The organism is Corynebacterium sp. ACRPQ (assembly GCF_022347225.1).
Classification (GTDB): Bacteria; Actinomycetota; Actinomycetes; order Mycobacteriales; family Mycobacteriaceae; genus Corynebacterium; species Corynebacterium tuberculostearicum_D.
The window spans coordinates 75519-85654 of sequence record NZ_JAKRNF010000012.1; the positions used below are offsets into that span (position 1 = coordinate 75519).

At 48.6% G+C, this 10136-nt stretch carries 5 protein-coding genes and 1 pseudogene; all 6 read left to right on the forward strand.

Going from position 1 to position 10136, the window contains the following annotated elements:
• Window positions 1–14: 14 nt before the first annotated feature.
• Entirely contained in the window at window positions 15–2789 is a 2775-nt protein-coding gene (locus tag MHY24_RS08410) for a glycosyltransferase family A protein (protein ID WP_239229653.1), read from the forward strand.
• Between the two features lie 215 nt (window positions 2790–3004).
• Window positions 3005–5410 (forward strand): glycosyltransferase, encoded by a 2406-nt coding sequence (locus MHY24_RS08415; protein ID WP_239229666.1) that lies wholly within the window; start codon window positions 3005–3007, stop codon window positions 5408–5410.
• Between the two features lie 22 nt (window positions 5411–5432).
• Window positions 5433–6392 carry a glycosyltransferase gene (locus MHY24_RS08420; RefSeq protein WP_239229656.1) on the forward strand — a complete coding sequence of 320 codons (960 nt, stop codon included), beginning with the start codon at window positions 5433–5435 and terminating at the stop codon, window positions 6390–6392.
• Window positions 6393–6595: 203 nt separating this feature from the next.
• Entirely contained in the window at window positions 6596–7645 is a 1050-nt protein-coding gene (locus MHY24_RS08425; protein WP_239229658.1) for an ATP-grasp fold amidoligase family protein, read from the forward strand.
• A 392-nt stretch (window positions 7646–8037) separates the two neighbouring features.
• Window positions 8038–8646 (forward strand): hypothetical protein, encoded by a 609-nt coding sequence (locus MHY24_RS08430; RefSeq protein ID WP_239229660.1) that lies wholly within the window; start codon window positions 8038–8040, stop codon window positions 8644–8646.
• Between the two features lie 1066 nt (window positions 8647–9712).
• Window positions 9713–9958: pseudogene (locus MHY24_RS08435) on the forward strand (helix-turn-helix domain-containing protein); the annotation flags it as partial.
• Window positions 9959–10136 lie beyond the last annotated feature (178 nt).

Below are 10136 nucleotides of genomic sequence, written 5' to 3' on the forward strand. Positions count from 1 at the left end.
TGGAAAGAGAAGAAATGAACAAGTCGAGAGCAGTGGCGGTAGTCGGAATATTGCTTGCTGTGGTAGGCATTTTGCTAACCTTCTGGCGCCTCGAGTTGGGACTAGTCGCCATCCTGCTGGTTTTAATGGCAGTTGTATTACTATCGGCCGTCACTCACCGGTACCTTGTTAGATCGGTCGGGCGTATTAGTAGAACGATCCTTGAAGTTCGCAATACTACGCGAGAACTCAGAGACAGACCATCCGAAGGCACTCAAACGCAAGTCGACGGCACCGAATTTGGTTCACGTAAATCTGTAGTCAAGGATTCCAATCGATCATCTGATGCTCGACAAGGGGAGTCAGGACGGAGCGACCAGCGGTCGAACCGCGATATACTTTCTAGTGACAGTTCGGCGAAACGGCCATTTCTAAGCCGTGTCCATGCAAACAGCGTTGAGTATGCCGGAGCCGTACATTCAAATTCGATTGGTCAGTTGGAAAAATTCGCACTCCGTAACCGGAGTGTTTTGGTGAGAGATAGCTTAGCTTTTCAGGCGTCTGGTTTATCGGGCGGAATCAACTCGCTAATGTCGAAGCTAAGAAGTTGTGAAGAAGGTGACGAAGGTGCTCTTCGAGACGTAGAAGCATGGGATTGGGATAGCGTAGCCGCCTTGGCGCGTGTAATCTCAAACCAACGGTTTGACAACGGCGACTTGCTAACCGCTGAATACATCTACAAAGCTTTTTTCGCGCTGGGACAAGATTCGATATTAAAAGCGCGAGATTTGATTCTCTTTTCTGAGGTATTGGAGCTTTTAGGAAAGTTCGACGAAGCTGTAGCTCTTTGCCGTTCGAAATCTAAGATAATGCAAGCTCCGCTGCAGCTTGATTTTACAATCGCCAATCAGCTGATGGCAGAAGAAAATTCATGCCGGGCTTGGCTCTCTCATGTTTCTACTATATATAAGCGGAGTGGGTTTGCAGGAATCCGATTGCGAAACCCAAAGTTGGAGTTGAGCATCGACAACTTGGCGTCTGGTTTGGTTCTTCCACGGACCGTGGAAGGTCCAAAGATCACGGTGATAGTTCCAACTTACGAAGGCGCTTCAAGAATTGAAACGACTTTAGAGTCTCTAGTCAATCAAACTTGGAAGAATCTCGAAATCATCGTAGTTGATGACGGTTCTAGTCGCGAAAATGTAGTCGACCTACGAAAAATTTGCGGACGATATGAGGATGTAATTCTTCTAGAGCAGGGTGAAAATCTTGGTGCATATCCTGCTCGTAATCTCGGACTAGCGCACTCAACCGGTCATTTTGTGACCGTACATGATGACGATGATTGGTCTCACCCTCAGAAGCTTGCAACCCAAGCGAAATATTTGATGAATAATCCCAAGGTGAAGGCCTGTGTATCCCGCCATATCCGAGTAACCGAGGGGTTGAAATTTACGAGGATCAATTCCAACCCAAAATACATCCAGGCCAACTACTCTTCTCTAATGCTTGAGCGAAAGTTGATTGATACGCTCGGCGCCTGGCATGAGATCAATAGAGGCGCGGACGAAGAGTTTAAGAAGCGTCTCGAACGTTTCGGTCATACGAAGGTGGCGATTGTTTGTCCTCTGCCATTGTCGTTTACAAGGACGCATGAACAGTCGCTGACGTCAGGCGAAATTAATCGGGGCTACCAAGATCCCTCTCGATTGTTCTACCACGCTTCCTTTTCTCGCATTCACAAGTCGCTTGATTGGCCGGAAACAGAAGAGATTGAAGCGATGCCAACGCCAGCAAACATGCGGCCAGGCATGAGAGGAAAGAGCATCGGGCTTTTTGACGTGGCTATTGCTGCAGACTTTTCAATGGATGAATTCCAGCAGCACAAGGTAATGCGCGACGCGCGCATCGCCGCGGAAAGAGGATTGAGAGTCGGACTCGTAAATCTATTTTCGCCGCATCAAGCTGCTACAGGAATTCCATCAGAAGAAACGCTTGAGTTGGCCGAGCATACCAATGTTGAGATTTTGGCTTTGAAAGACGTCGCAACGGTGGCAAACCTCATTGTTCCAGACCCCTCGGTGCTGCAGTACTGCGAAAACTTGACTTCGAAGTTGGACGTTAAGAGGCTGTTAATTCTCTGGCAAGATTCGGTAGCAGGTGATGCTAGAAGGCTGTACGAAGAGTCTACGGTCGTTCGCAACTCTCTGCGCCTATTCCCTAACTCCGAGGTTAAGCATTTCAATTCTGGTAAGAACAGGGTCTGGCGCAGTGCGCTTGGCGTGACGGAAGGTGCTCAAGCACCTTCTGAATGGCATGAGGTACCAGTTATCGGGCGATATTCTAACGCTCCACAATCGATGTGGCCATCGCTCCTTAAGGATATTCAATCGGTTTACTGTAATGACGCTGTTGCAGAAGTCTCCTTATACGGGACGGCGCCAGTGCTTTCCGAAAAGGCTACAAGGTTACTCAGTGAATGTCGATACGTTAGTCCGGAGAAGCATAGTTTCGCACATTTCTTAAATTCAATTGACTTTTGGATTCCCTTCGGTGAGGAGAAAGGGCTTTCCTTAGTCGATGGAGTACTAGAGGCTCAGGCATTCGGAAAAGTTGTGATTCTCCCCTATCGGTATAGGGCGTATTTCGGAAACTCGGCTATTTATGCCTCCCCAAAGGGGGTCCGTGGAGTGATCGAAAGGCTATGGGAGGACAAATTCTTATATGACGAGCAGGCGGCTAGAGGATTGGCTTTTGTGAAAGGTATGTGGAGTCCAGAGGAGCTTGTTCGGGAGCTTGGCGATGACTGAAGCCCTAATTGAGCGAACCACCGCCGCTATGAGGAGGTCATAAAGTGAATACGTGGCAAAATAGCTTTTCTGATTACCTATCGATTCGGAATAGATTCGATTTGAAGAGGCGAGACTTGCTCGCAGACTACGCAGACATATCGCGTCGCCGGCCGAACGCAGCCTTTGCTACTGCCATTCGGAATAGATCGTTAGAGTTCCTCGACGTATTGTCGATGGAAGCCACTGACAATCAGTTGTTGTGGAATGACTTAAGGTCTGCTGTTGTGTACGCCTACTCGTCAGCGGGGATTAACGGTGTTAAAGAAAGACTTTTCGGGAAAGCGAACGGTCGCTCCTATTCCCCGAAGCCGATCGAGGATGCTGCTAGGCTTCTTTTGTTAGCTAGCACCGATGAACGGGATGCAAGAATCGGCGCTTGGCTCTTGTCTGCTGTAAATAAGGTTAGGCCCGCGGAGAAGAAGAATAGAAAGGCAAGGCTTCTCGAAGTACAGTACGCGCTACTGAATGGGAAGGCGAAGCATGCAGCCGATCTCCTAGCTAAGTGGAAAGACATTCGTAATCTCGAGTATTCATACTTGGAAGCTGAGCTTAACTCACCATTTCGGGAAGACTCCAGTAGTGGTGTATCTGACGGTTTAGTCGATAACTGGTTGACATCGTTCAATAAAGTATTTCTCGAGAACGATCTTTGGCCAGTTTCACTTTTGCCAAATGCCGATGTACCGCCATTCGACGCACTAACCGTCAGTCGAGAAAAAATGGGCGATGACCATCCAGAGAGCGTTGATGTTCCCCCGATGGTCTCTGTGATTATGACTGCCTATAAGCCTGAATACCGGCAAATTCTGACTTCAGTTCAATCAATCTTATCGCAAACGCTTAGGGCAATTGAATTGATCATTGTCGATGATGCTTCCGGTGATGAGTATCGACAGACCTTTGAGAAGCTTCAATCCCTTGACTCCAGAGTTCAAGTAATTCACTTGGAAGCAAACGCAGGAACATATGCTGCACGAAACGTCGGCCTTTCAGTGGCGAAGGGAGGGTTCTATACAGGGCAAGACGACGATGATTGGTCTCACCCACAACGGCTAGCAACGCAAGTTGAGTTCTTGAGGGGAAATCCGTCTGTTGTTGGGTGTCGAGTTGATGCTGTTCTCTGTAACGAACAGTTGAGCAGATTACGTCTCGGATATAAGTCCATAAACAGCAATGCGTCTTCATTAATGGTTCGAGCTGAGCAGCTACGCAAGGTCGGAGGCTTTCTGGAGACCAGGAAGGCTGCCGATACGGAGCTTGCAAAGCGCATTGAAAAGCGCTTTGAACAAAAGGTTGAGACAATTCACCAACCGCTGACAGTCGTAAGAATTCTTTCGGATAGCCTTTCTCGCAGTGAGTTTGCGGCGGGCTGGAGCCACCCCGCTCGAAACCAATTTAAGTCGGCCTATCAGTGGTGGCACCTAAATTCAGAACCGCAAGAGCTAGACGTCGATCAAGGCGTTCTGCCTCATATTGCAGTTCCTCGCAGATTTAGGAAGGACGATAATGCGCCGCAATCCTATCAGGTTGTTCTTGCTGGTGATTGGCGCAAATGGGGTGGGCCACAGAAGTCTATGCTGGAAGAGATACATGCGCTTAAGGCGGCCCAAATTTCTGTAGCCGTCCTTCATCTAGAGGCTGGACGGTTTATGTCCACTAAAGTCGAATTCTTGGCACCGGAAATTCAAAAGCTGATAAATTCTGGGTACGTTGATGAAGTCCTATTTGACGACGAAATTGACGTAGATCTTCTAATTCTTAGGTATCCTCCAATTTTGCAGTTTATGGCAGACCGTCCGTCGGCTCTACGCATCAAGAGAATGTTTGTAACTGCAAATCAAGCTCCATCAGAGCTTGATGGCACTGATATCAGATATTTGGTGCGCGAATGTCATAGCAAGGCCAAATCTTGTTTTACTGAGGCTGTCACATGGGTACCTCAAGGGCCCCAGGTGCGAGAAGCGATCAAACCTTACTTGGCTGAAGACGAACTTGAAAATTTTGATTTCCCTGGAATCCTTTCGATTTCTGAATGGCACACAGCGGTACCACGTCAAAAGCGTGGAAATAAGCCAGTCATTGGTCGTCACTCGCGTGATGATGAAATGAAATGGCCAGAGAGTAAAGAACTAGTCGAATTTGCGTACCCAGTCTCTAGCGATATTCAGGTACGCGTCATGGGAGGAGGAAAGACCCCCTCGAGGCTACTAAAGCGTAAGTCATTTCCAGACAATTGGACCGTGCTAGAGCGGGACGCGATTAGTGTTTCCGACTTCCTGGACTCACTTGACTTCTATGTGTTTTTCCAAAATTCAAAGGCTGTTGAAGCTTTTGGTCGATCGATCCTCGAAGCAATCGCTAGCAATTTGGTTGTAATTCTGCCTCGACATTTCCAACCAGTGTTTGGTAGCGCTGCTGTCTATTGCGATATTGACGAGGTCGAGGAGATGATCTGGAAGTACTTTAATGACTGGAGCCTATATACTGAACAACAACGAAAAGCGGCTAAAGTACTGAAGGAGCGGTTTAGCCGAGAAGCGTTTAGCACAAAGATTTCACAAATCCTCGGCTCGCTTTGATTGATGTGTATAAGGAGGACTCGTGTCCTACAATTTTATAGGAAACACACGGTTTAGCCTTTACGAACCGAATTCTAGTTCTTGGAGGGCCACAAGACAGAACAAGAGCCGTGGCGGCAATGGGGAGTCATACAGGGCGTCTCTTTTCGACGAGAGCCGGCTAGAGCAACGGGCTCACATTTTCTTCGATATATCTCTGCCGATACTTGATAGTGCGTCGAAAGACGTAAACCTAGTTCATGTGGTGAGCTATTCTGAAGAGTTACCGGCAAAGTACAAGAGGCAGCTTGAAAGAGCCGCGTCAGAATTTCCGTGGCTCAAACTTGATTTGAGGACTTCACAGAATCGAAAAGGTCTGAGCCTCGTTAAGTACGGCGCTGAGGTGTTTGGTGATGGAGAAGTATTTGGGGTTTACCGGTTAGATGACGACGATATTCTCGCGCCAACATTTTTCCGGCAGTGTTCGCAGTACCTAAAGCCTGAGTTTGGCGGGATGGTAGTCACATTGGCGAAGGGGATTCAGGCCTTTTACTCAGACGGTAGATTTTATGGCCCCCGGATTGAGTATCGGCCAAAGATTGCTTTGGGGTTGCTAAAGATCTGCGTAACTGACCCTAAGGGGCGTGTAGTTCAGCCCAAGCCGGTCGCGCACCCCAGAACGGACGAAAAGAATCCCGTCATTTTGGATGCTCGGGAAGTCTCGTATGTCCACACGATGCACTTGAGCCAAGATTCTGGTGTAGACAAGCCTTCGGACGACTTGGGAAAGAGATATCGAAATTACCGACAGTTGCCTAAGGCTAGTGTGGCTGACGTATCCGTGTTCTCCGCGCTAAATTTTGAATTAGAGGATTTTCCTATTTCGCGCTCACAGGCGGCAGTTCGGGCGCATTTAAATCACACCTCACTGACCGGATTAGCAAAAGATGCCAACAGGGTAATTAGGAGACGGCTTTGGCTTATTCGGCACCGATTTTTTTAGTCAATTTGCTGTGAGGTTTGTGTTGGCCACGTCGATGAGGTTGAACAGAGCAAGGCTGATGACATCTGAAAGAAGGTCTCTCTCAATTTGCTCATCTGGTGACCTGGGAGCTATCGACCGTAGTCGGAGTAACTTTTCTGCCAATCATTCACAGGCTGTTTTGCAAGGCTAAATGGACATTTAACTAGGAGAGAGGACTCTCAATGAGCTCAAGCGAGTATGGAGAACTAGAGCGTGACATTCGCAGCAAAGTCCGGGCGTTTAATGCTGCTAAAAGTGAGCTCTGGAGGAGCATCAGTACACTTAAAAGGAGTGAGGGCGTAAGCGGTTTGGAACGGAAGAAGCTGCTTACTGACGCCTATTCTCCTTTGAGCGTCAAAGATATACGTCCAAGGTTTGCGATGGACTTGGAGCGTTTCGACATTGGAGTATCATTTAGATCTTCGGTTGCTCACACTCGGCTGTGGAAGAAGTCCTTGAAACGGAACGGGGCAGTGGTTGCTCCTGGTGGAAATTCAAAGACTGCGGACCGGAAGTTTGCCGCAAGGCTGGGGATTCCGTTGCCTGCGATTCTACAAGAGCAAGAAACCGTCGACAATATCATTCTTCGACCTAACACTGTTCTGAAGCCGGAAGAAGGTTCTGCAGCGAAAGGGGTATTTCTTGTTGACGAGAACTTGGAACTTGTGTCGTTTTCTAGTCGCCACCGATATTCGTCTGTTGATGAGGCTATTTCTGAAGTTAAAAGTGAGAAGCTAAAGAAACTCCCTATTTGGAAGTTGGAGCAGGCAATCACATCTGACGAAGGTGAGTTAGCGCACGACTTTAAGGTCTGGTCATTTTATGGGCGTCCCGGTGTAGTGCAGGAAATTAAACGTGATCCCTTCAACGCGGACGGGAACGAGTATTTTTACCACCGCCCAAGTGGCGGTGAATTTCGGATGAATGGCGCCCGAACGCGTCTCAAAACTTCTGGTTTCCCAGAAATTTTGCTCGAATATGCCAAAAGAATTTCACTCGCCAGCCCGGTCCCGTTCTTGCGGATAGATTTTCTCTCGGCGCAGAACCAAGTGGTTTTGGGTGAAATTACGCCTCATCCGGGAGGTACGTATGCCGGTCAATTGTTTGATGAAGCGGACAAAGAATTGGGCCAAATGTATTACGATGCCGAGGCTCGTCTTTATCTCGATCTCATAAGGGGCAAGAAATTTTCTGACTACTTTGACTGCTATGAGTGCGGCGCGATCGGCTAGAATATCTACATGATTATGCAGGTACTTGCAGTGATTGAAGTGCCGCGAATCAGGGAAATCTCTTGGCCTCAAGGTCTCGAACCCAATTTTGTTTAGTAGAAGTGAGCGGGCTAATTGGCAGGCCAATGTAGGGAATTGTGATGGTTGAATTTGAAAGTAGTTTCCCGCGGGGTTTGCGTACGCTGACCGATCCTTCTATCCGCCGAAGGGCTTTGTAAAGGATCCCGTTGTTGAGAACCTTTGGATCGACCCGTGGCTAAAGGTAGACGCTGCGACGTATCAAGGCACATTTGTCGTCGTTTGGGCGAGGCAATGTTTCAGAATGATACAAGCGGTCACCGGGCCTAACCCCCGACGTGTCTACTTACCGGGGGTCAGACCCACTCCCTACAATGTCCTCTTTTTTCCGACCCGTCTCTTTTGCTTCACAAAAGGCCGAATTGGCCTGGTTTACGGGGTGGGCAGGTCTTGATCTCCACCGCTTGATCGCGAAATGGGCCAATATTTTCGCTGAAAACTTGGGTTCTAAAGAAGTTGTGCTTGCGGGGTCATCGGGTGGCGGATTTGCAGCGTTGCAGACTGCGCCTCACGTCCGAAACTCTACGGCAGTGGTCTTTAATCCGCAGACTCAATTGGATGCCTATCTCGTTGGTGGGAGACCTGACGGCCTGAAAGCACAAACTGACTATCTCCGGGCAGTTTATCCTGAGTTGATTAAAAAAGATGGCAGTTTCGACCCTAACTGGGCACGCTCAGTTGGTGACAAAGCTTCTGCGTTCGAAGTGTATAAGAAACTAGAATTGCAAAAGGTTCACTACTGGACGGCGCCGAATGATTTTCACCACCAGGAGCACTACGCGCCATTTGTAGAAGCATATTCTCACGGAGTGGAACATAACTATCTTCAGACATTTGAATATAACGCCAGGCCTGGGCATCGACCTCCTTCGCACGCTATTTTTGAGACTGCAATCGAAGGTGCCATTTCCGATAGCCGGTAAAATCCAATTGTCGCACCTGCAGGTTGAGGATAATGCTTTTAATCACCATAGTTACCTTTTCTAGAGGTAAAGACTCGGCAGACGATCGCGCAGATGTGAACATAGGAATTGAAAGCTACCACAGAAGCGTGTTCGTTTGAGACGCTGTGGTTTGTGGTGTCCACCGTTTTCGTAGTTAGGAAGACGCAGCTAGAGCTACTCGCGGTTATCCGCAGAAGAAATCATTTACTTTGTGGGCTTGAAATGACACCATAGTGTATACAATTCTGGGAAGCTCATGGAACCGATGCTTACCGGCTTTCGTAAAGCTGATGTCTGGCGTAGTCGAATCTCGAGCGCGAACGACCGTATTAGCGCTAGGTTGGACCGATGGAGGTCTTGCTTAACGGAACTCGGAAGACCAGAAAGCAGTCCGCTTAGAAAGTAACGTTAAGGGATGAGCGATCTGCCGAAGAACTCTATTGAGGCAGCTGGGTTGGCGGGAAATGCCTATGGCCATGCGTTGCGCCGCGTTTATATGGCGATTAACGCAGTCAAAGCCGGCTCAAGTATCACTATCAAGCAGAAGCGCAGAACCTAGGCAATCGCTGTATTCTAGGCTTTCTTGGCGTGACATAAAGTGGCCCTTCCTTCGCTCAAGAGCTCGTTGACAAGCGGATCGGTGTGTCGTTTTGATCCAGTGTCTCACATCTGCGGTTTGTCAAAGATAGAATGAAAAAGTACGGATATGTGACCGCTCCCGGAGGTAACCCGAAAGTGGTTGATAGGGCATTCGCTCAAGCATTGGGCGTGCCTGCTCCGGTTACAATTGCAACTGCCCTCTCAGTCTTCGATATAGACCCCGAGCCGAATACGGTGATAAAACCGGCGTCGGGCGCTGAACTACTCCTCATTAGTTGGACTGAGAAATCAGATACCGACTAGTGAGGAGTAGTTTCATTGAGAGCACGAAGTTCGCTAAGTGAGCAGTTGGTTGAGTGTTTCGAGCAGGGCATGGGATCTAAAGCTGCTGCGAAGGCTCTTGGCGTCTCCAAAAACGCCGTCCGTTCGCTTTATCGTCGGTTTCAACTGCATGGCAGGCTATGTCTTGTGGAAAAACCGACAATGCAGCAGTACTCTTTCGAAATCAAAAAGGAAGTTGTCCAACGCCATCTTGCCGGCGAGACAAAGATGAATCTTGCTCGTGAATTTGGCCTGTCATCAGATCAGCTGGTCACTTCTTGGTTGCGGCAGTGACACAAGGGCGGTGACGAGGCGTTAAAACCGAAGCCAAAAGGCTCGGCCGCCGGCCGCGGCAAAACCGCTTAGAGAGTGTCTGATGGTTTGTGTGTGGGAACCGATCCCGCATAAGGAGATAAGCCAGAATGAATACTGTGGCGAGACGAGATCCGGCCGATAAGGCCAAGATTGATGCGATTGAAAAGAAGCTTCTTGCTAACCCTGAAATCGCGAAACTGATTGACGACCTAGGCACGTCCACAACGGATGCC